At 67.4% G+C, this 22,447-nt stretch carries 18 protein-coding genes and 1 pseudogene; 14 read left to right on the forward strand and 5 right to left on the reverse strand.

Features of this window, described 5'->3' with window-relative positions; genetic code table 11:
- Positions 1 to 320: 320 nt before the first annotated feature.
- The 6 genes from ACIQAK_RS29050 (at position 321) to ACIQAK_RS29075 (ending at position 6,975) form a co-directional block, all read left to right on the forward strand.
- Positions 321 to 905, forward strand: a complete 585-nt coding sequence (locus tag ACIQAK_RS29050; RefSeq protein ID WP_366392028.1) for a hypothetical protein — start codon at positions 321 to 323, stop codon at positions 903 to 905.
- A gap of 191 nt (positions 906 to 1,096) precedes the next feature.
- On the forward strand, positions 1,097 to 2,572 hold the full coding sequence (locus ACIQAK_RS29055; RefSeq protein ID WP_401849379.1) for a site-specific integrase: 1,476 nt from the start codon (positions 1,097 to 1,099) through the stop codon (positions 2,570 to 2,572).
- Positions 2,569 to 3,618 (forward strand): hypothetical protein, encoded by a 1,050-nt coding sequence (locus tag ACIQAK_RS29060; protein WP_366392026.1) that lies wholly within the window; start codon positions 2,569 to 2,571, stop codon positions 3,616 to 3,618. Before ACIQAK_RS29055 ends, ACIQAK_RS29060 begins: the two co-directional genes overlap by 4 nt.
- A complete protein-coding gene (locus ACIQAK_RS29065) occupies positions 3,615 to 4,412 on the forward strand; it encodes a hypothetical protein (RefSeq protein ID WP_366392025.1) in 798 nt (265 codons plus the stop codon). Before ACIQAK_RS29060 ends, ACIQAK_RS29065 begins: the two co-directional genes overlap by 4 nt.
- Positions 4,409 to 6,559: a hypothetical protein gene (locus ACIQAK_RS29070; RefSeq protein ID WP_366392024.1), complete on the forward strand. Its 2,151-nt coding sequence runs from the start codon at positions 4,409 to 4,411 to the stop codon at positions 6,557 to 6,559. The genes ACIQAK_RS29065 and ACIQAK_RS29070 overlap by 4 nt, the downstream gene beginning before the upstream one ends.
- Positions 6,556 to 6,975, forward strand: coding sequence for a hypothetical protein (locus ACIQAK_RS29075; protein WP_366392023.1), 420 nt, complete (start codon positions 6,556 to 6,558; stop codon positions 6,973 to 6,975). The genes ACIQAK_RS29070 and ACIQAK_RS29075 overlap by 4 nt, the downstream gene beginning before the upstream one ends.
- Before the next feature lie 75 nt (positions 6,976 to 7,050).
- Here the strand turns inward: ACIQAK_RS29075 and ACIQAK_RS29080 are convergent, their stop codons facing one another.
- On the reverse strand, positions 7,051 to 7,407 hold the full coding sequence (locus ACIQAK_RS29080) for a DUF4440 domain-containing protein (RefSeq protein WP_366392022.1): 357 nt from the start codon (positions 7,405 to 7,407) through the stop codon (positions 7,051 to 7,053).
- 196 nt (positions 7,408 to 7,603) lie between these two features.
- Here ACIQAK_RS29080 and ACIQAK_RS29085 point away from each other — a divergent pair, with 196 nt between their 5' ends.
- From ACIQAK_RS29085 to ACIQAK_RS29110, 6 genes are all read left to right on the forward strand, one after another.
- Positions 7,604 to 8,476 carry a hypothetical protein gene (locus tag ACIQAK_RS29085; RefSeq protein WP_366392056.1) on the forward strand — a complete coding sequence of 291 codons (873 nt, stop codon included), beginning with the start codon at positions 7,604 to 7,606 and terminating at the stop codon, positions 8,474 to 8,476.
- Positions 8,473 to 9,738 carry a DNA cytosine methyltransferase gene (locus ACIQAK_RS29090; protein ID WP_366392021.1) on the forward strand — a complete coding sequence of 422 codons (1,266 nt, stop codon included), beginning with the start codon at positions 8,473 to 8,475 and terminating at the stop codon, positions 9,736 to 9,738. The genes ACIQAK_RS29085 and ACIQAK_RS29090 overlap by 4 nt, the downstream gene beginning before the upstream one ends.
- Positions 9,739 to 10,851 carry a DnaB-like helicase N-terminal domain-containing protein gene (locus ACIQAK_RS29095; protein WP_366392020.1) on the forward strand — a complete coding sequence of 371 codons (1,113 nt, stop codon included), beginning with the start codon at positions 9,739 to 9,741 and terminating at the stop codon, positions 10,849 to 10,851.
- Positions 10,848 to 12,254: a DUF317 domain-containing protein gene (locus ACIQAK_RS29100; RefSeq protein ID WP_366392019.1), complete on the forward strand. Its 1,407-nt coding sequence runs from the start codon at positions 10,848 to 10,850 to the stop codon at positions 12,252 to 12,254. Before ACIQAK_RS29095 ends, ACIQAK_RS29100 begins: the two co-directional genes overlap by 4 nt.
- A 770-nt stretch (positions 12,255 to 13,024) precedes the next feature.
- Positions 13,025 to 13,255, forward strand: a complete 231-nt coding sequence (locus ACIQAK_RS29105) for a DUF397 domain-containing protein (protein ID WP_366392018.1) — start codon at positions 13,025 to 13,027, stop codon at positions 13,253 to 13,255.
- Positions 13,256 to 13,435: 180 nt separating this feature from the next.
- The gene (locus ACIQAK_RS29110) at positions 13,436 to 14,272 is read left to right on the forward strand and encodes a helix-turn-helix transcriptional regulator (RefSeq protein ID WP_366392017.1); all 837 of its coding nucleotides are present in this window, start codon (positions 13,436 to 13,438) and stop codon (positions 14,270 to 14,272) included.
- A gap of 36 nt (positions 14,273 to 14,308) precedes the next feature.
- On the opposite strand, the gene ACIQAK_RS29115 is transcribed toward ACIQAK_RS29110, so the two are convergent.
- The 3 genes from ACIQAK_RS29115 to ACIQAK_RS29125 all read right to left on the reverse strand — a co-directional run bounded on the left by ACIQAK_RS29115 (position 14,309) and on the right by ACIQAK_RS29125 (position 16,547).
- On the reverse strand, positions 14,309 to 15,145 hold the full coding sequence (locus tag ACIQAK_RS29115; RefSeq protein ID WP_366392016.1) for an SAM-dependent methyltransferase: 837 nt from the start codon (positions 15,143 to 15,145) through the stop codon (positions 14,309 to 14,311).
- Positions 15,146 to 15,324: 179 nt separating this feature from the next.
- On the reverse strand, positions 15,325 to 15,762 hold the full coding sequence (locus ACIQAK_RS29120) for a hypothetical protein (protein WP_366392015.1): 438 nt from the start codon (positions 15,760 to 15,762) through the stop codon (positions 15,325 to 15,327).
- Positions 15,759 to 16,547, reverse strand: a complete 789-nt coding sequence (locus ACIQAK_RS29125; protein WP_366392014.1) for a hypothetical protein — start codon at positions 16,545 to 16,547, stop codon at positions 15,759 to 15,761. The genes ACIQAK_RS29120 and ACIQAK_RS29125 overlap by 4 nt, the downstream gene beginning before the upstream one ends.
- Positions 16,548 to 17,827: 1,280 nt before the next feature.
- Here ACIQAK_RS29125 and ACIQAK_RS29130 point away from each other — a divergent pair.
- Positions 17,828 to 18,617: pseudogene (locus ACIQAK_RS29130) on the forward strand (IS5 family transposase).
- A 415-nt stretch (positions 18,618 to 19,032) separates the two neighbouring features.
- On the opposite strand, the gene ACIQAK_RS29135 reads toward ACIQAK_RS29130, so the two are convergent.
- Positions 19,033 to 19,893: a DUF5655 domain-containing protein gene (locus ACIQAK_RS29135; RefSeq protein WP_366392055.1), complete on the reverse strand. Its 861-nt coding sequence runs from the start codon at positions 19,891 to 19,893 to the stop codon at positions 19,033 to 19,035.
- 1,301 nt (positions 19,894 to 21,194) lie between these two features.
- Between ACIQAK_RS29135 and ACIQAK_RS29140 the strand changes: the two genes are divergently transcribed.
- A complete protein-coding gene (locus ACIQAK_RS29140; RefSeq protein WP_322784830.1) occupies positions 21,195 to 22,412 on the forward strand; it encodes a site-specific integrase in 1,218 nt (405 codons plus the stop codon).
- Positions 22,413 to 22,447: the final 35 nt, after the last annotated feature.

Genomic DNA, 22,447 nt, shown 5'->3' on the forward strand with positions numbered 1-22,447 from the left:
CGCCGACGGGCCCGCACGCCCATCCGCGAAGCCGCGTACCGATCGCTACCGCTGGGAGCTGGCCCGGGGGCAGATCACCGCCCTCGGAGAGTCGAAATCGCTTCGGGAATGGGCTGCGGACGAGCGCTGCGCCATCACCCGGGAGGCACTCCGGACCCGGCTCGCGCTCGGCTGGAAGCCGACGGACGCCATCACCACGCCCCGGCACGACAAACCCGACCTCACACACCCACGCGGGACGGACGCTGTCACTCCGCGGGTGGGCCGACCAGAGCGGAATCAAGTACCACACCCTCTACAACCGGCTCAACCGGTCGGGCATGACGTTCGTCGAGGCACTGGAGAAGGGCGGGGAGGGGCCGCATTTCAACCTGCCCGTCACCGCGTTCGGCGAGACGAGGCTGCTCAGCCATTGGGCGGTCGACCCGCGTGCGGGCTGCGCCTACGCAACGATCCGCCGCCGTCTGGCCCAGGGCTGGGAACCCGAGCAGGCGATCTCCGAAGATCCCCAGCAGCGCTCCACGCTCGGGGCCGGAGTCCCGTACCGGGCGTTCGGTCTGAGCATGGGGCTGGAGGACTGGGCCCGCCACACCCACATCCCCGCCGGCCACCTGCGTTACCAGATCAGCCGATACGACCTGCCGCTGGAAGCAGCGCTGACCAGCCTGGGCTGGACCCCGCACGCCGAAGTCCGCGCCGAGCACGACCTGATCCGGATCACCGCAGCAGACCTTCGGCCCGGCGACCACGTCCTCGGTACGGAGAACGCCGGTACGGACCGCCAGATCCTCACCGTGCGCCGTATCCCCGACGCGCTGCGGCCAGGGCCAGCACCCCACCGAGCTGGCCGAGCCGCCACTCCCCCGAGGCCGCCATCGGCCCGCACGCTTCCCGCTCGACGCTAACGCTCTCCCTCTCCAGAACCGTTCACCGCAAGGAATCCCTCATCTCCACAGCCCCCACCTGCATTTCACTCGGCGCCGGTCTGTACCGAGTTCAGCGTGTTGCATGCAGTCTGATGCGGTACGGCATGGTTCTGTTCCGGGCTATGAGCGATCAACTGCGGGACTCTGGCTCCCGCTTCGGGACGTGGAACATGCGCCGGTGCGAGCCTGACCGGGTGGTGTCGTGGTACGCCGCGGATCCGGTGCTGGCCGGTGTGTCGAGCCTGCGGGAATTCGCGGACAGGCACGGGACTCGCACGGGCCAGGAATTCTTGATCAATTCCGACGGGCGCGTCATTTGCGAAGTGAATTCCTTCTTCGGTTCGTTGCGGATGCGGAATCGATCGGCGGGGACCCGGGAGAAGTACGGGTACGCGTTGTGCACCTGGCTGGGCTTTCTCGACGCGGTGGGGAGCCGTTGGGACACGGCTGACGCGGAGGACGTCGAGGGCTTCAAGTTCTGGCGGATGACGGACGAGTCGAACCCGGAGCGGGTGCCTGGCGGGACCGTGTCGGGCAACCTGGACGCGGTCCACGCCTTCTACGACTGGGCTGCGCCCCGTTTCGGGGTACGCAATCCGGTGATCCGGCTGATGCGTCAGCAGACGTCGTCCTATACCGGTGCCGCCGGGTTCGAGGCAGCGCCTCACGTGGTGCGCGACCGGGATGTGAAGTGGCTTGACCCGGGCGGCTACGCGTTGTGGCGGGATGTGGGCCTTCGCGGCCTGGATCGTGAGGGCCGGGAGGTGCCGCGGTGGCGGGGCCGTAACAGTCAGCGGGACTGCGCCTTCGCGGACGGGTTGTACGGCACCGGTCTGCGGCTGACGGAGTGGGCCAGCAAGCTGATGCTGGAACTGCCGGCCGAGGGCGTCGGCCGGTCCTATGCCACGTCCCGGCTGGCGTCGGCCTGCGCGAAGGGCGGTCGTGGGCGGCGGTTCTGGATGCCACGCACCGTGCTGTCCGACGCGCTGGGCTACTGCGAGGGCGAGCGAGCTGCGGCGGTACGCCGTGCTCAGCAGGCCGGCCGCTACGAGCGGCTCGCCGGGGTCCTGCTGCTGCACCGAGTGCTGGGCCGCAGGCGGCTGCAGCTGGTCGACGGTACGGGAACGCTGGTACAGGTGTCGCTGGACGCGCTGACGCCGCAGGTCCGCCGACGGATCTTCCTGGAAACTCCGGCGGGGCCGGCGCCGGCGGCCCTGTGGCTGAACGAGGACGGGCTGCCCCGGGCTCCTCGCGGGTGGCAGCACACCTTCGACACGGCCAACGAGCGGGTGGCCCGCGCGGGACTGGCCGGAGTGGCAGCGACCGCGCACATGCTGCGTCATTCGATGGCACTTCGCTGGTTCTCGGTCGGACGACTGCTCTATGAGCGCCGCTTCGCCCACCTGGATGCCGAGGAACTACGTGATTTCCGGGCCCAGTTCGGCGACACCTGGCACTTGGTGCAGACGCTGCTGGGGCACGCGGACGTGTCCACGACCATCGACGTCTACCTGGAGCCGTTCAGGGACCTGGATGTCTCGCTGCTGATCGAGCACGCCCACGGAGCGGTCTTGACGGAGCTGATGGCGGAGATGTTCGCCGGTCACCGGCAAGTCATCACCGCCGGGGCGGTGACGGGAGGATGAGCGGAACAGGACGGCGGGCGGTACTGCCCGCGGCCGGCTACCGACTGCCGCAACGGCTGTTCGTCGACGAGAGTCAGTGCAGGGTGCGGTTCTTCCCGGAACGCGGCGGCGAGGCGGTGGACATCGACCTGTCGGTTCTGCCGGTCACGCGCGAACTGCGCGACTGGATGGCGCTCGGAGTGCAGGGGGTGACGGGCCCGTCGGGGACCCGCCGGACCACCACCTCGGCCCTGGACACGGTGAACATCCTCAAGCGGTTCAGCCGCTATCTGGCCGGCTTGTCGAACCCTCCGACGTCTCCGGCCCAGCTGCGGGCCGTGCACCTGGACGGGTACATGCTGACCGGGGCGACCACCCTGCACCGGGATATCTCCGCGCTTCGGACGATCCTGCGGTTCGCCCCCGATGCGCCCGCGGAGTTCGCGGCCCGCCTGGCACAGGCCCGCGTCGCCAAAGCGGACGCGCCAACCCGCAGCTACCCGGAAGCGGAGTTCCGCCGCATCACCGCGCAAGCGCGATCCGAACTGCGGGCCGCCGCCACGCGCATCCGCACCGGCCGCCGGCTCCTGGCCGACTGGTGGGCGGGGGCCATCAACGCGGACAACGACTGCGAACAGTGGATGCTGGGCTCGCTGCTGGACCACGTCGACCGGCACGCGGATCTGCCGCGCTACGAGTACGGCACACCCCGGCACGGGGCGGCCGTCCGCAAGGCCGGGGGCATCGGCGGGGTGATGACACGCCTTCACCTCACCCACCACGAGACCGGGGCGGCAGCTGTCCTTCTGCTGTGTCTGACCGGGCAGAACTATTCGACGCTCGCCGCTGCGACGACCGCGCACCACCGGCCCGACGCACACGCCGGAGGGACCGCCACCGCGCAGCTCGACCTGGTCAAGCCCCGTCGTGGATCCCGCAAGGCAGCCATGACGGTGGCCCTGCAGGACGTCCCCGCTCCCCACACGAGGCACGGGACGACCTCAACACCCCTTTCGGGGTCTATGCCCTGCTGCTTGACCTGGCCGCCGGATCCCGGAAGACGTTGAATACCGACTCACTGTTCGCGTTCTACAACGTCAAGAACGGACCTCACGGGCGAGGCTTCCGCCACGGGCTGCCCAAGCAGGTCCTGCAGTTGTGGGGTTGGGCCACCGATCTCATCTGCGACGCCCCCGACGCTGACGGCCAGCCGGTGCCGCTGCACATCGACAGCCGCCGCCTGCGGATGACCTGGCTGGAGATCAACCAGCGTCCGGTCGCCCACACCGAGGCCACCCTCGCGAACGAGTACCTGGCCCGCAACCGCGGGAACCTGGCCGAGTACCAGAAGGTCGTCGCCGACGCCCTGGACCAGCAGGTCACGCGGGCCCGCTCCGCGCCACCGATCCCGGTGCTGACCGCCCGCGACATCGAACAGGCCCGCACCGACCCGGAAACGGTTGCCGCCCGGCACGGCCTGGACAAGAACACCCTCCAAAAGCTGATCACCGGACGGCTGGACACCGTCCTGGCCGGCTGTACCAACCCGCTCGGCAGTGTTTACACGCCCGTCGGCAAGCCCTGTGGTGCTTCCTTCCTGCTCTGTCTGTCCTGTCCCGGCGCGCGGGCGACACCAGCCCACCTGCCGGTGCAGGTCCTCACGCTGGACGCGCTCAAAGCCCGTCAGCAGGAGATGACGCCGCTGCGCTGGGCCGAGCGACTGGCCGAGCCCACCGCCCGCCTGACCGATCTGCTCGGCCATTACTCACCGGCCGCCATCACGGACGCCCGTGGCACCGCCACCCCGGCTGATCAGGCACTCGTCGACCGCTTCCTGAGCCGAGGACTGGACCTGACATGACCCCCGCCCTTCCCGCCGCCGCGCCAGCAGTCCGCCGTCTGCTGCCCGGCCCGGACACACCGGTCCTGGCCACCCGCCCGCTTCGGCCCGGCACCACTACCGCCGAACTCTCGCTGTTCGGCGAGGACCGCTGGAACCTGACCCCCGCCTTCTTCCAGGAGCACGCCTCCCGCGTCTGCCTGGACTTCCACGACGCCCCAGCGTCCTTCCACCGACCGATCAAGCTCCTGACCTGGCTAATGCTCAGCCACCAGGGCAGCGGCGGGACCGGCTTCCTTCCCGGCATCCCGCGGCCCGCGCCCCGCACCGTCGCCGGTTATTGCCGGTTCCTCAAGCGGTTCGCGCGCTGGCTGGAGAACAGGGGCATCACCTGCTTCGGGCAGGTCACCGTTGCGGATCTGGACGCGTATGCCGCCGACATCAAGGAGGCGGCGCTCTCCCACGAAATGCGTGAGGACTTGCTTGCCGCCGTCGTGCGCACCTGGACTCTGCGCGATCTCCTGCCCGACGAGAACGACCGGCTTCCGCACGCTCCGCCCTGGAACGGCGAGCGGATCGCGGACATTCTCGGGCAACGCCGCGCTTGCGAGGAGAACCGCACGCCACGCATCCACCCGGCGACCATGACCACGTTGCTGAAGTGGTCCCTTCGGTTCGTCGAGGACTTCGCGGATGACATCATCGCCGCCTTCAACGAGTACAAGACACTCTCCCGCCGCGCCCGCGACGCACACCTCCACGGCACGTCGCTACCTGGAAGGCGGCGTCGTCCGCAGGGCACGGTCCCCCTGCTGGTGGCCGGGCTCCTGGACGACTACCGCGCACGCGGCCTGCCCCTGCCGGGCCGCCGGAACGCCGACGGCGCGATCATCGTCAACACCTACTTCCTGGGGCTCCAGCTCGGCGTCCAGATCACCCGGCCTGCCGCCGCGACGATCGCGAACTCTGGACTGCGCGTCGCGGACGACACCTACCTGACCACGCCCGTCCGGGGCATCCTCGACGGCCAGCCCTGGCTCACCACCCGCATCACCTACGAGCAGGCGCCCGTCCTGGCCCGCCACCTGAGCAGCGCCTGCCTGGTGATCATCGGCTACCTGTCCGGCCAGCGTCCCGGAGAGACGTTCAATCTGGAGCGCGACTGCATCGAACACGATCCGGTCACCGGCCTGATCCTGCTGCGCGGCAAACACTGGAAGGGCGTTCGCCACCCCGACGGCGCCCAGCGCGCCGAGGGGGAACAGCGAGCCGACCCCTGGGTCGTCGCTGCCCCGGTCGCCACCGCGGTCGCAGTGCTCCAGCGTCTTCACGACGCACGGCTGCTGTTTCCCAACACCCTGCTCGTCAACGGGAAATCCGAGTCCGGACACCTTCGGGAACGCGTTGGCAGGGCCCGCGGCGACTCCCTCAGCAACAAGGACGTCGCCGAGCTGATCGTCTGGATCAACGCCTACTGCACCGCCCGGCACCACCCCGACGTGATTCCTGCCGACCCTACCAACCCGAAGATCGCTCTCAGCCGCCTGCGCCGCACACTCGCCTGGTTCATCGCACGGCGCCCTCGCGGCCTGGTCGCAGCCGCGATCCAGTACGGCCACGTCCGGATCAACATGACCCTCGGCTACTCCGGCAACTACGCCTCCGGGTTCCCCGACGACCTGGCCTTCGAGGAATGGCTCGCCCGCCTCGAAGACCTAGCCGAAGCCCACGAACGGCTCCAGGACGGCGAAAACGTCAGCGGCCCCGCCGCCGACACCTACCGTCACCGCGTCGCCGCCTCTGCCAAGTTCGCCGGCCGTGTCCTGCGCACCACCCGCGAGGCTCACACCCTGCTCACCAACCCCGACCTGCAGATTTTCCCCGGCAAGGGCATGACCTGCGTCCTCGACCCCGCCCGCGCCGCCTGCCGGCTGAGTACGGACGAACGCAGCAGTCGCCGCACCCCCGATATCGACGACTGCAGACCCTCGTGCGTGAACATCGCCCGCACCGACCGCGACATCGACTTCCTGCGCACACGCGTCGACACCCTGCAAGCCATCGTCGACGACCCGCTCGCCCCGCCCATCCGCCACGCACGGGAACAACACGAACTCGCCCGACTCCAGCAGGTCATCGCCAACCACCACCAGGAGCCCCGGCCATGAGCACCCACCGCACAGCCGAACGCGACGCCATCCAAGCGGCAAAGCAACGCCTCCTGGCCGGCACCCCGACCCGCTCCACCGGCGCCCTCACCGTCGTCCAGCTCGCCGCCGAAGCCGGAGTCAAACGATGGGTCCTCACCCACAAACACCCCGACCTCCGCAAGGAATTTGAAACAGCCCGGGAATCCGTGAACGGAATTCCCGCCGCATTCCAAACCCTCCAGGCAAAGGTCGACGACCTCGAAGCCGCCAACAGACGGCTACGCCAGCACAACAGCGAACTGACCGAACGAAACGAGATCTATGCCCAAGTCATCCACGCTCTCACGACCGAACTCGCCGAGCTCCGACGAGATAGGCCCCTCCCAGCGAACGTTCGCCGCCTCCCGACCGAAGCCACACCACCACGGGCCTGAACTTTGCGCCGACGCCAGGCCGGCATCACGGTCGGCTCGGCGACCGCTGTCCTCACGGGCAGCGGTTACACACGTTCAGCTGGTCAAAGTTGCCTGGTGGAAGTACATCCGCCAGCCCGTCTCCGTCAGGCGCCACAACGAGCTCCGCCATGCCCGGCGGCCTTGGTTGTCGGCGAAGTACGTCAGATGGACGACACCCGGAGCGAGGACGGCACCGGACATTTCGCTGACCTCGACAGGAGACACCGAGCCGCCACTCGTCACGGTGAGGATCGACTTCACATCCCACCGGCGTCCAGAAGCCCCGAACTCGATGAACTCCGGATCCAGTAGCTCCAGAACCCGGGCCGGAGAAGCACGCACCTCAGGGTCGAGAAGCCGCAACTCCCCATCAATGGCCGCTTGCACGGCCTGCTCACTCTCATCAGCCATGCAGGAACCCTACGGACGTGCCTGCCCGGGGCACAGCGAATTCTTCACGCGCCGCAGCCACGGCACAGGGACACCACCAAGACACACACGTGCCGCCGCCCGACGTGAACGAGACCAGCCTCCGGCGCTCCACGCCAGAGGCTGGATGCAACAGCCCCGAATAGGTGACAGAGGCGCCGGAGTCCAGTCCAGCACCCTGCTCGCCCTGTCCGCCGCAGGCGACCTTCCCAAGGTCGATTACGCGATCTTCGCCGACACCGGATGGGAACCTCGCGCCGTCTATGACCACTTGGACCGCTTGGAGCGTGAGATAGCCGCTCCGGCCGGCATTCCCGTCCTGCGTGTGTCCACCGGCAACATCCGCGAGGACGCCCTCGACCCGGGCCACCGGTTCGCCTCCATGCCGCTCTACATCCTCAACCAGGACGGCAAGGCCGGGATGGCCCGACGGCAGTGCACCGGCGAATACAAGATCAAACCGATAAAGAAGCAGGTCAGAGCCCTTCTCGGCTACCCCTATCCCGCCCGGATCCCGCGGGAGGTGTTCGTCGAGCAGTGGGTCGGCATCTCGACCGACGAGTTCCACCGCGCCAAGGACGCGGACGTGAAGTACATGCGCACCCGGCATCCGCTCATCGACCTGGGCTGGTCGCGCACCGATTGCGTCCGGTACCTGTCCTCGCTCAACCTGGCGGACACCCCCAAGAGCAGCTGCTTGGGATGCCCCTTCCACGGCAACGCGCAGTGGCGGCACATCCGAGACACCTCGCCTGCCGAGTGGGCGGACGTGGTGGCCTTCGACGCCGCCATCCGCCAGGGCAACGCCCGCGCCAACGCGAGCGGCAACCGGCTGCTGGGTGAAGCATTCCTGCACCGCTCCCGCGTCCCTCTCGGTCAGACCCCGATCGATCACGTCACCGCCGCCGAATGGGCCGCCATGCAGCAGGAACTGGGAGACGGCGAAGACCCCGCCACGCTGGAGGAAGGCGTCGCAGACGGCTGCTCTCCCTGGGCCTGCCGCGGCGACGCGGACGCGCTGACCCGGGACGACTTCGGGCTGGCGACGTGATCGTGCTCGATCTGTTCGCCGGTCCTGGCGGCTGGAGCCACGCCCTGGCCATCCTCGGGGTACGTGACATCGGCCTGGAATGGGACGAGTGGGCCTGCAAGACCCGCGCGGCGGCCCGACAGTTGACCATCCGCACCGACGTTGCGATGTATCCGGTGGAGCCCTTCCTAGGAAGGACCACCGGGCTCATCGCCAGCCCGCCCTGCCAGGCATGGTCGATGGCCGGTAAACGCCTCGGCCTGCTCGACCAACACCTCGTCCACCAGGCCGTCGCCGACCTCGCGGTCGGCCGCGACACCCGCGAACAGCTCCTCACCGCCTGCCAGGACGAGCGCTCGCTGCTCGCTGCCGAGCCCATGCGCTACCTGCACGCCCTGAACCAGCACGGCCAGCCCGAGTGGATCGCAATGGAGGAAGTCCCCGACGTCCTGCCCCTCTGGCGTCAGTACGCCGCGATCTTGCGCAGCTGGGGCTTCTCGGTGTGGACCGGGATCCTGAACGCGGCGGACTACGGAGTGCCGCAGACCAGGCGACGGGCGATCCTGCTCGCCTCCCGCACCCGCACCGCCGAGCCCCCGCCCCCCACGCACGCCAAAATCGCCGAGCCGGAGACGCTGTTCGGGCCGGGCCGCGCCCAGTGGGTGTCCATGGCCGAAGCCCTCGGGTGGGGCGCCACCGACCGTCCCGTGCCGACCGTGTGCGCCGGCGGAGGCCGGGGAGGCGGGCCGGAGCCCTTCCCGTCCGGATCCCGCAAGACCCTCAGTGACGCCCGCGACCGCGGAACCTGGAAGCCCCAGAGCACCCTAGTCCTGCAGTCCCGCCGGGAAGGCGCGGGGTGGGCGGCTCGGCACGGAGCTCGGGAGAACCGGGCGGCCGACGAGCCGGCCCCTACCTTCACGGGCGAAGCGCACCGCTGGTCATGGTCACTGCGCAGCAACAACCAGTCCAACGCGACCGTCCGCCGGTCCGACGAACCGGCCGGCACCCTGTTCTTCGGCCATCGCGCCAATGAATGCGTCTGGATCGCTGAGCCCGCTCCCAGCACCACCGGCGAGGGGCAGCCGGCACCGGAGTCCATCCGGATCACCGCCCAGGAAGCCGGCCGCCTGCAGACCTTCCCCGCCGACTACCCCTGGGTCGGGAACAAGGGCCAAGTCTTCGGCCAGATCGGCAATGCGGTGCCGCCCCGGCTCGCCGCCCATCTGCTGGCCCCGCACCTCGGCAAAACCCTCCGCCCCGACGACTTCACCCTGGCCGCCTAGATGCCCCACTCCACCGACCCGTACGAGGACGACCTGGACGAACTGCCCTCTCCGCGGCCCGTCCACTACGCCGAGCAGTCCCTTCTCGGTGCACTCCTGCTCGCCCCCCACCGGCTTCCCGACATCCGCGGCCTGGGAGCGGAGCAATTCAGCAACCACGCCCACGGCGCCCTCTTCCAGGCCATGCGCACGGTGCCGCTACCTGATCCGGAGGCCCATCGCTCCGATCCCGCCTGGCTCAACGCCGTCCTGGCCGCAGCCCGCCCCCAGGCCCCCGGGCTGAACGCCTCCTACCTCCACACCCTCGTCCAGGTCTGCCCGTGGCCCCAGCACGCGCCGACCTACGCCCGGATGATCCAATCCGATCACGCCCGGCGCACGCTGCTCATGCATGCCCAGCGCCTCGCCGAGACCGCCACCGACGCCACCTTGCCCAACCGGGCCGTCGCCACCCTGGCCCAGTCCGACGCCCTCGTACAGTTCCTGGACACGCTCGCCGGGCAGTTCGCCCCGCACCCCGGCTCCCTGCCGCGCACTGCCATGCCGACACAACCCGCGGCGCGCAGCAGCGAGGAAGCCCTCGACGAGGAACAACTCCTCCTCGCCACCGCCACAGCGCACCCGGCAGCTCTGAAGGACATGCGCTGGCTCCAGCCCGACGACTTCACGCAGCCCCTGCACGCAGCCCTGTGGCAGTGCCTGACCTCGCTGGTCCACCGAGCCGAGCCCGTGGACCCGGTCACCGTGCTCTGGGAAGCCCAGCACCGCGGACTCCTCGCCGACAACCTCGCCGCCAGTGACCTGATGGCCTTGGTCTCCGCACCCGTCGGGTCAGCCGACTACTGGGGTGAACGCATCCTCCAACGCGCCCTGCTGACCCGCGCGTGCGACGTCGCCACACGGATCGCCACCTACGCCCAGGACCCGGCCAACACGACGCACCAACTGATCACCGGCAGCCGCCGTGCCCTGGCCGACCTCACCGCCCTGCGCACCTGCTGGCAGCGCAGCACCGCCCCCACACCACCGACGACTCCTCGTGCCCCGCGCAGCCCGGCCGTCTCCCGAGCCGGTCCGCCGCCCCGAGCCACGGCAGCACGAGCACTCCGATGACCCTCGCTTCTGCCGGCCCACGCCGGCCGGAGCCGCGAAACGAGACCAGATTGCCGCACCCCGAAGATGCCCCTCACATCCGCCTCGGCCTGTACGAGGAGCGCTCCAGCGCCGTCACCGCCACCATCACGGGCACCCCTGCCCGCGCGATCCAAGCCCTTCTCACCATCCAGGGCTTCGAGCCGCTGGACGAACAGACGATGGTCATGGCACGCATCGACAGCGAGGAACCGCACTACGCCGAGCAGGCCGCACGCGCCCTGCGAGCCGAGCACCTCACCGTGGACATCACCCCCGAACTGCGCGAAGCGATCGACACCGAATGGACCTGGGCCAACTACCCCATGCCCTGGTGCTCGCGCGAGGAGATCCGCGAGGTTTCCAACGACGCCCAGAAGATCTACAACGACATCCGGCACGGGCGCCTGATCATCCACGCCCACGCCCACGACGGCTGGACCACCGTCGCCGTCGGCACCTACCTCCACGGCCCGAGCATCCACCTCTGCGGGGAAAACCACCTGCGCACCGAATCGATGCTGTACGACAACCCCGTGGAAGCCATCACCGACTTCGATCGCCTCTACGGCGACGCCGTACGCCCCGGCCCGGCGCCGGCCACCAGCACCGAGCACGAAGCCGAACGGATCCGCACCTCGCTACCGGGTACGGCCGACGCACCGACAGCACCGGTGACGACCAAACTCGTAGACGCGCACTCTGCCGCGGTCGGCCACCACGAAGCACTCCTGAACGAGTTTCTCGAGGCGCACGGAGAGTGGGAAAAGTGGCGGACCTGGTCGGACGAGACCACCCACGCAGTTCACGAATCCCTCGTCATGCGAGCCGAGTTCGTTCACGAAGCCGACCCTGACGACGCCCGGTGGAAGATCGCGGCGTACGAGAGCCCGGTCGGCGAGCGCCTGTGGCACGCCACCGCGACCGCCACGGTCCCCGTGGACATCGTGCGGTCGCTACTCGAAAGCCTCGACTCCGCAGATACCGTCGAGATCGCCGCCGGCAGCGTGGTCTCGGAGGCCAGCGTCTGGGAAGCCACCCGTCCGTTGTTCGACGCCGACTGGGATCACAGCGTCGACGGCCGTTTCATCCGGTGGCAGGCACCAGGTGGTCACTCTGCAGGTGTCCAGTTCGATGCCTTCGCAGCAACCTTTCGGCAGTCCGACCTGCCCGTCTGGACGTTCTGGGGTGAGGGCACCGCCGACGCCCCCGGGTGGTCGCTGCACTTTTCGACGCACGCCGCCGTCTCCGTGCTGCAGGACGTCGCCGTCGAAGCGGCCGGTCGATACGCAGAGCCGCTCACCTCCGCGCGGAGGCAGAACAGCTTGCGTACCCCGTCGCCCGTCCCGGCCCCACATGCTGCTGCCCCGGCCAGAACACGCTGACGCAGGCGCTAACTTCACTGCATGATCCGTCCTCGCGCACCCAGCGCTACTCACCTGAGGAAGGTTTCGTGGATGCCTGCTCGTCGCCCCCTCCGACGTGGCATTGCCGGACCTGGCCGTGACAAGTGCTGTATCCGCATCCGCGGTCGGCAAAGAGTGGGCCCGACCTGCCGCCGCGGGTGTCCCGTCTGGCATCTGGTAGGCGGCATAGCCTCGAGGAGGACGCGAGTCGGATGACGTCGTTGCGGTTGCCGCAGACGGGTTCCAGATCCACGCCTCGATTGTCTAAATAGTGGTGGTGACGCCCCCTCGCCTGCGGCTGAGCGGTGATCCTGCCGCGGTTTTGGGCACAGTCACCGACCAATGGACACGGGAGGGCGACCAGTTCTCAGGGGCACACCGGGGGAACGCTCACCAACTGGTGTGCTTCCCGCAACTCTGTATCGAGAAAGACGTCCCCATTGCCCCCTTCGAAGCTCACCGGACACGGATCTCACTTGCGGGCCAGCCCATCAGGTCCGCCAGACTCAAGTACAAGCGGACGCCCACGTCGCTACCTGCCCCCGGAGCTTCAGGTGCACATTCAACCAAACTATCCGCTCGTATGAGAAGTATTTTATTCGAAAAAAGTAATCGAACTACACCCTTTCGGGGAAATGCCTTCACGAACGGAATCCTCTAGTCTTGCATCTGCGACTCAAGGGATTCCCTTATGGGAAATCGTTGCATGCAAGAACAGCATCCCAGCGAGCAGACAGGGTGATCGTGACGTGGTAGAGAATGGGGTTTCCGCCGCCGAGATCGAGGGCGTTACATGGAAGAAGGCGCAGGCCAGCATTGGAGGGGGCGAGTGCGTTGAAGCCGCCGGGTTACCCAGTGGCGGCGTCGCCCTCAGGAACTCGCGGTACCCGGCCGGCCCGGCCCTCGTGTTCACCGATGCCGAATGGAGCGCCTTCCTGACGGGCGCCAAGGGGAGCGAGTTCGACCGCCACGCCATCTAGCGGGAACTTAATGTAAAGCGTTGGCCATGGTTTGTGGTGGCGGGTATGCCTCCGGCATCCTGTGGGAGAACCTCTGTCCTCCCCTCAGATTTCGGAGTTCGCATGCCCGCCGCTCGCAATCCCCGGCCTGAAGGTCCTGTGGTTCCCATGCAGGAGTCGGGCGACAGTCTCAGTGGTCGGATGCTGGGCGTTGAACTCCGGCGTCTGCGTGAGCAGCGAGGTTACACTCTGGCCGATGCGGCCCGGGTTATCCGTGCCAGCACTTCGAAGGTGAGTCGGCTGGAGCGGGGGCAGAACCCCGTCAAGTACCGTGACCTGAACGACCTTGCCGTGTTTTATGGCGTCTCGCGCGAGGAACGGGCCCACCTCGACCAGTTGCACCAACAGGTCGGGAACGAGGACCTACTCCAGCGGTTCAACGATGTCACGCCGGCTTTCTTCAAACGCCTCATCGGTCTGGAGCGGGCTGCGCAGCAGATCACAGTCTTTGAGCCTCGCGTCGTACCTGGACTCCTACAGACTGAGGAGTATGCGCGCGCGCTGGTCCGTCTTATAGAGATCGACCGCTCTGAAAGGGACATTGAGCTCCTGGTCCGCCTGCGCCTGGAGCGACAGCTCATGCTCGACGGCGAGTCGCCCCATCTGATAGCACTCATCTATGAGAAGGCTCTCTACCAGGCTTACGGGCCCGGCAGCATGATGGCTGAGCAGATGCGGCACCTCCGTGATACGGCCAAAGCCGGCAAGGTGGCCGTACGCATCCTGCCGAAGCAGCTCATCCCGTTGCCGACGCCCATCTTCCACCTGACCTTCCCTGACGGTCAGCACCAGGAGCTGGCGTACGTCGAGCACGCGAACAGTGCCAACTACATCACGCAGAAGGCGGAACTCGACCGCACGCGAAAGCAACTGCTCACGATGCACGGCAGCGTCTATGGCCGTGAGGACAGCGTGACGGCCTTGGAGCATGCCGTCGACTACTGGGAGCGGGTCGCTGCCGAGGAGCAGCCGGGCTAGGTGTCCGAACAGCCCGGCTGCTGCTCAGCAGCAGCGTCACCTCGGGGTGAGTACGCGGCCGACGCCGCCCCACTCGACCCAATCCGACGGGCGCATTCCCGGGGGGGGAGGCGGCGAGTCGGGAAGCCAGTCGACGACGTCGACCAGGCCCGGAGGGTCTTCGATCTCCAGGGAGTCGAAGTAGCGTTTCACCTCGTGCGGTTGCCGTACTCGTCCCCAGTTGCCGCCGGTGGCACCGTCCATGAGGCGAGTGACGCCGTCCCTCACCGCGGGATCGTCGCTGACGAGCTGGCAGATAACCATGTAGCTGTCAGGCGCGAGCTGTTTGGCGACGGCCTCTATCAGGGCGGCCGGGTCGGACTCGTCGTCCGCGTCAGGCAGGCAGTGCAGGACGGAGACGAAGAGTGCCGCGATGGGCTGGTTCCAGTCGAGGAAGCCGCTGGTGGCTTTCCGGATGTCCTCCGTGCGCCGCATGTCATGGTCGACGACCATCGTGTTCTTGTTGTCGTCGAGGTGAGTCCGAGCGTGGGCGAGGACCATCGGGTCGTTGTCGACGTAGACGATCTTGGCTTGGGGGGTGATGCCCTGGGCAACCTGATGCACGTTGTCCTGGGTGGGCAGGCCGCTGCCGTGGTCAAGGAACTGAGTGATCCCCCTCTCCGCGGCGAGGAACCGTACGACGCGGCGGAGGAAATCCCGGTTGTTACGGGCCAGTTGCTGGGTGCTGGGTGCGATCGTCAGGAGTTCGTTGCAAGCGGCTCGGTCGACTTCGAAGTTCTCCGTTCCCCCTAAAAGCCAGTCGTACATGCGCGCTGCGCTGGCCCGGCTGGTGTCGATCACGCGGTTGGTTTGGGGTTTCTCCCCGTAGGTCATACGCGCTCCCGTAAGCCCTGGTCTGGGCTGCCTCCCGTGGATGTAAGGGCTGATTCTAGGAGCGCGCAAGGCTGGCGGCTAGTCAGCCTGAGGGATTGACGGGGTTAGAAATCCGCCACGGAGGGGTGCGAAATGCTGGTCAGCGCACGCCCCCTTGGGGCGCGTGCGCTGACCAGGGTTCACCCGTCGAACTGGGGGCCGAGGTCTCGTTCGGCGCCGCGCAGCAGGGCGTGCGCGACCGGGCCCGTCATGCCCATGAGGTGAGCAGCGCGCTCGACGGGCAGGCCCAGATCGTGGTGAAGGATCACGATGTCGGCCTGGGCGGGCCTGAGGATGGCGTGAAGCCGCCCGGCTCGTCCGCCCGTGCTGTGTGTGCGGCGCGCGGCCTCGGTACGCAGGTCGGCCCAGATTCGGGCAGCGGGGCACTGGTCGCCCAGCACCGCGATCCAGCAGTCCTCCAGCGCCGCCAGCACGGCGTCGACGCACCGCCTGGCCTCCGCACGGTCGGCAATCCGCCGCTCCGCGTACTGGACGTACGCTGGCCGGTTCGCCTCGCAGAGCGCGTGGTACCCGAGCCAGGGGGCGGACAGACGCGCGTCGCCTTTCCGCCGGCTCACGACGACACCGCCCGTTCACCGGACTCCAGCTGGGCGGCCCGAGCAACGACCCACAACGGCTCGAACAGTGCCGGGTCCGCACCGAGCCCGCCCAGGAGCTCGGTCACCACCGGCCACGGCGGAACCACTTGCCCGCAAAGAGCTGCGCGGACCACGGCCACGTCAACGTCCGACACGATCGCCAAGCTGGGCGATCCCGCCGCTAGCCAGGCACCCCGCAAGGCCGCCGCCAAACGGTCCGTACCGCTGCTTGCATCGGTGGGCAACCGCTGATCCGAGGCGAGTTCCCACAGGTGCAGCACATCCCTTGGCTCGCCACGCAGGGCGTGCGCCACGGCGTACGTCGCGAGCCAAGGCTCCACCGTCCTCCCCGCGACCATGTCCATGACTGTGGCAAGAGGTAGCCCGGTGGCAGCCGCTGCCTCCGACAGGCTCGTGTGAGACACCTTGCCGAGCGTGCCCAAGGCAGCTCCGAGAGCTCGCCGTACGCCTGGCACCGCACTGTTCACAGGACGCGGATAGGGGACGGGCGGGACGGCGGATGCAGTGCCCGCCGAGAAGCCCTCATCCGCCGTCAAGAACACCCGTGGCCGCACGCGTGCGGCCAAGAGGTCCGAGACACGAGTTCCGCCCCACCTTGCCGTAGCTGCCCCCCGGCTCAACTCGGCGGCGACGGCGATGTCCTGCCAGCTACCACCGTGCCGCAGGGCGGTATCGACCGCGACGGCGGACAGACATTCCGCGTCACGAGCGATGCGCTCGGCGAGCACCAGAATGTTCTTCAAGCCCAGTTGCTCACCGCCGTACAACTGCAGGCTGCTGGTGACCAGATCGTGCGCGATCGGCTGCCACGACGGACCAGGATCGCGCCGCGCGCGGTCACGGTCGCGCTGAGCCCGACGTCGACACTGCGACGTGCAGTAAGTTCGGGGCCGCCCGCCCCTCGTTGTCGCCTTTTCAATGGGGCCGCCGCACCGTACGCACCGGACCCCCCGTGATGGCTCTGCCATCAGGTCTCCCTTCGCCACCCCGGGGCGCAATCGTCCGCAGCACCCCGCGGCTCTGGCAGTTGAGGCAGGGGTGGGCCGCTATCGAGCGGCCCACCCCTGCAAGGAGGTCAGGCCCTGCGGTAGTGGACCCGGCGAAGCATGCTTCGCCGACTGGCCCTCAGCAGCAACGCCACAAAGGGCAGCCCCAACAGCGGCCAGTAATCAGGCAGGCCCGGCGGAGCCGGCAGCACCGCGACGATGACAACGGCCACGATGATCAGAATGGTGACCGTCAGGAGACTCCCGCACACACGTACATCGGTCCGAGAGATCTCCATGGTTTCACCGGCACCCAGGGGAGGGATACTCCCGTGGGGATAGCCCGGGGGAGCCATACCAGGCTCCGGGCTTTCTCCGAAAGTCATGTCAATAACCTTCCTCGGTTGGTGATGGCCTGACAGGTGGCCCCGGGGGTGCATCCCGGGGCCACTGGCATCACAGTCCGCCATCGAGAGACTGCGATCCGTCATCAGACTATCGGGAAAAAGTCCCCTTCGCCGCAAGTCCTAGAAGGTTCCCTTCGTGCAAGGCAGATCCCATATGCAACCCACCTAGGGGCGAGTCACACTCGTACACCTACTGACAGATTTTGATCAATTAGACACCGACTTTGCGTCGCTTCGAACCATGAACTTAAAGCACCTGCGAGTCATAATGAAAGAACAGCAGGTGAGGAGGGATTCGACTTACTCGAACCCTTTTTCCATAAGGACAAGAAGAGGAACGGTGACGTCCTGGTGCATCAGTTCGTGCATATGAGAAAAAAGCAAATGTGCAAACGTAAATAGAAGTCTTCACTTGCCTAGTCACGGCGGGACGTCGAGTGCACTAACCCCTGCGGACAGGGGGTCAAGGACTGCGACACCGGGGCGATGGGAGTTTGCTGGCAGGCGGCACGCTTGCGCGGGCGGGAAGTTATCCAGGATCTAAAGAGTGACCTACTGGACAATTAGTCCACAGTTACAGTTCTCGACCACACGTTCGCATTGGATCAGTCGCCCCGGAAGTTCAAGCCGGTGATCGTCGAGCGCTTGGTGCCGGACGAGTTGTGGGGGCTGTTCCAGCGGGTGGTGCCGGAGGCACCGTCACGGTCTCAGAGTGGTGGCCGGCGTCGGCACGGGGACCGGGAAGTGCCAGCCGCGATCGTGTTCGTTGCCACGCCAGGCTGCACGTGGCAGCAATCGCCATCTGCATCGTTCGGCCGGTCGGGGGAGACCGCCCACCGGCGCTTTCCGGAGTGGTCGAAGGCCCGGGTGTGGGCCAAGCTCCACCGCCTGGTTCTCGACGAGCTCGGTGCCCGCGGCGAGCTCGACTGGTCGCGTCGCAAGATCGACTCGGTGAACATGCGAGCCTCAAAAGAGGCACCCGGCAGGCCCGAATTCTGTCGATCGGGGCAAATGCGGCTCGAAGATCCACCTGACTACGGAACGACCGGGTCTGCCCATATCCGCCGGGGATCTCGGCTGCGAACCCACACGACAGCCGGGCCCTCATACCGTCGGGAAGGGAATACCGCCGATCCGCTCGCGTCGCGGACGCCGACGGCGCAAGCCCGAAAGCTCCACGCCGACAAGGGCTTCGACTACGCCCACCTACGGCGATGGTTACGCCAGCGACGCATCACCCAACCCAACGCATCGCCCGCAAAGGGAGCGAGCCCTCACAGCGGCTCGGCCGACACCGCTGGACCGTCGAACGCAGCCATGGCCGACGAATCCACCTACGCTACGGACGTAAAGGTGACTGCTCTTTTGCCTTCACAGCATCGCCTGCACCCTTATCTGCTACCGCAGACTCACCAAATGAGGCACCTCTTACGGCTCCAGCCGGCCGCAGGAGAGCGGGAAGCCTCGATGTCCTCCGGCGAGGGCAGGATGACGCCGGGCGCTACCTTCGACGGAGCGATCCCGCGGGGGCCCTCGGGGGTCTCCGTGGCCGCTGCGCTGGTACAGCAGATGCGCCGGACACGCGGTGGAGGCTGAACGAGGAACAGTTCGCCCACTACCGGGCGAGCGTGCAGACCGCTCACGCCGGCTTGTCCGGCGGGCTTCGGTAGATCTGGGCGGCAATATAGCGGCGGTACCCCGGTTACCGAAACCGGGGATCCACCGAATACTTGTAGCTCCACCGCCACTACCTGACCACCGCATCGAAGGGCCGCATCGCGACAGACGACAACTTGATCAGGCAAGCGCACAGGGCCTTGAAGACCGTTACTCGTTCACGCCGCGGCGTAGCTCAGCCGGAACAGGTCCTGAGCACGCTCCAGGTCGCGTTCGGTGCGCAGCTGCACCTCCAAGTCGCCCGTGCCGTGGTGACCGAGGCCCGTCACGTCCCGGGTGAATCCGGGCGTGAGATCGACGCTTTTCGGGTCGGCCTTCAGGTAGACGAGCAACTTGGTCTGCTGGGGCGGGATGACGCAGGCGAAATTCCGCAGCCGCTGGTAGGCGGCGTACTGCTTGCGCTGGACTCGCGTGATGCCATCTCCGAGACCGCGGAGCGTCTCATCCGCAGCCACGGCCAGCTCCGCCATCGCGCCGGTCTGCCGCTGGAGCGCCTGGGGCGCGTCCATGTGCGCGTGACGGCGAGTGCGCCGGTTCGCCGCGCCCGACTTGCCGGTGACGGAGACCACCGTCTCCAGGCTGACGTGGTCGCTGCCGTAGTACCGGTAGCGGACCAGGTCGATGCTGCGACGGTGCTCGCGCACAGCGTGCGCGTCGAAGCGGCTGAAGTCGCCGGCAACACAGATCAGGCGGGGCGCGCTCCACAGGACCTGCGCTGCGGTCGGCACTCCGAGCCTGTCGCGGACCAGGCTATCGAAGGCGCTCCGGTGCCGCGTGAGCCACGACAGGTAGTACAGGCCCTGGTTGATCACGCCGGCATCCGTGCCGCGCTTGTACTCAACGATGACCGGCGCACCGTTCTCATCAATCCCGAGCGAGTCGATCCGCCCGCCATCGACGCAGTCGATAACGTACTCGCTCGCCAAGAACGTGACGCCCAGCATCGTCTCCATGTGCGCCTCGATAAGGCTCTGCACATCTGCCTCGACGGCGGCAAGACGCGGCGTGACCTCAGTCACGCCGCCTTTCGTTGTGCGGAACAGCTTCACGCCCGACTTCCCCCCTCGACTAGGAGATCAACAACGTCGGGCAGGTGCAGATTTGTTTCCGGACGAGGCCATGAGGCCGTGAAGAAAGCGTGTGGATGGATCCTCTCCCTGCTCACCCGTCGCACCGGGCAGCACGCTGTCCGAAACCCAGCACGGGCGTTCCCATCCCATCCCAGCACGATCCCAGCACGGTAGGGATGAGCAGGGGTGATGACAGGTGACGAGAGGTCAGCTATCCCAGCACCATCCCAGCACGGGAAAAAACCAAGGGCCCGACCCCGAAGAGCCAGACCCTCTCTGACCTGGTCGTTTGCCAGATCGGCGACGTGGTGATATGTCAGCCGCTACACGTTGAAGCGGAACTCGACCACAAGACACCGATGTCGGCCGATGGTGACCAGCCCCTCGCGCTCCTCCCAGTCAAGCGAACGGACGGCACCGGCTCCGCTGTCGAGGCGCAACATGACCGAGCACCCAGCAGTCGCTCTTGAGGCTCCGCCAGTTGGCTCCGCAGGCGCCTGACGGCCCATCACCCCATGCGTCATACGTGCGTCAGAAGGGCCCGCCGTGCGTCGAATATGCGTCAAGATATCGCCCGTAACGCACACAACGCACATAGCGCACACTCGCTAAAACGGCAGGTCAGCGGCCCTTTTCGGCGGGCTCAAGGATGGCGACGCACTCCACATGATGCGTCATCGAGAAACACTCATCGACACAGCACGTGATGCTCGCCGCGTCGCAAATGAGGGCAATATAGCCGAACATCGCCGGTTAGCCAAACCGGCGCTTCTGCAGACGATTGTTGTCCACCGTTTGCCCAGAGCACCACTGCGGATCAGTTCCAACAGAAGAGACTCACCGCTTCTGTGCATGCAGAACCCCACGGTTCTCCACCTGCGGGCCGCGCCGCTTGTCGCCGACCGCCTTCTGTATCCCTTGATGCTCCGTACCCCCGGAGATCCACCGCCTTTGTCCACCGAACCGATAGCAGACTACACAGACCGTCAGACGTACACGAAGAATGAGGATGGTGCCCCTTTCGTCCGAGAGGACAGCCGGTCGTCTCTCGTGGCCAATGCCTGGTATTCGACGCGCGACCTCGCCGCCTGCCTGCATGTAAACACCTCGACTCTGCGCCGTTGGCGCACCGCTCGGCCGCCCCAGGGTCCGCCGTTCGTCGCCATTTCGGAACGCGTCGTCATGTACAGCGCGGTCGACGTCGAGGAATGGCTGCGTCGCCACCGGACCGTCCCGCGACGAGACACATGATGGCCGACAAGGCCATCGTGCCGGTCGGTGTCCGACTCACCACCGACATCGAGTACCGGCCTAATCGCCTCAACCCGTACCGCGCCCGAGTCCGCTGGTTTGACCCGGCCACGAAGCGGCGGCTGTCCTTGTCGGAGGGGAAGGCTGACGAGGACGAAGCGCAGGAGTGGCTCCAGTCCATCATCGAAGCGGCTGAAGCAGGGCTGTCCCCGTCGCTCGCCACCATGAAGCTCGCCGAATACGGCAACGCGAACATGGACCTCGCCCTGCGCGGCCTGGAGTTGAAAACACTCGACCCCTACCTGTCAGGCTGGCGGATGCGCGTCGTGCCCGCCCTGGGCCACCTCGCGGTCCGCATGATCACCAACGGCGCTGTCGACCGCACCGTGCAGAACTGGATCGCCGACGAGCTCAGCCGCTCAACGGTCAAGAACACCATCGCCGTCCTGGTCCGCGTCATGGAGCAGGCAGTCCGCGACGGCATCATCAAGGTGAACCCCGCCCGGGTGACCGGCTGGCAGAAGCTCTATAAACAGGCCGAGGACGAACTCCTCGACCCGCGCGCGCTCGCCCTGCCCGACTGGGAAACACTCGTCACACTGGCCGACGCACTCGTGGCCGCCTCCCACGACGAGTACCGCGGCTGGGGAGAGGTGGTCATCTTCGCCGCGTGCACCGCCGCACGGATCGGCGAGATCTCCGGCTGCCGCGTCGGAGACATCGACACCACCCAGTGGATCTGGACCGTGCGGCGTCAGACCACACCCGCGCCCGGCGGGCTGACCGACAAGGGCACCAAGGGCAAGCGGGCCCGCAAGGTGCCCATCGTCGAGGAGATCCGCCCCCTCGTCGCCCAGCGCATCCTGTCCGCTGGCCCCAATCCGGACGCCCGCCTGTTCACGGGACCGCGAGGCGGACGTATCTCCACCGCCGTTCTGCGCGACGCCACACACTGGGACGACGTGGTCACCAAGCTCGGCTACGAGCATCTGCGCCGCCACGACCTCCGGCACACCGCACTCACCTGGTTCGCCGACGCCGGGGTCCAGGTCCACGTCCTCCGCAGGATCGCTGGCCACGGTTCGCTGACTACCACCCAGCGCTACCTTCACCCGGACGTCCACAAGATCACGGCCGCCGGAGCGGCGCTCTCGGCCCACTTCAACGTGCTGCGCGCACCGCGCTCACTGCCGAGCCCGATCGTCATGACCCGCTGACCCGCAGACCCGGTCAAGGACGCCGGACCTCCAGC

Origin of the sequence: Streptomyces sp. NPDC088706 (genome assembly GCF_044752765.1) — a bacterium.
GTDB lineage: Bacteria > Actinomycetota > Actinomycetes > Streptomycetales > Streptomycetaceae > Streptomyces.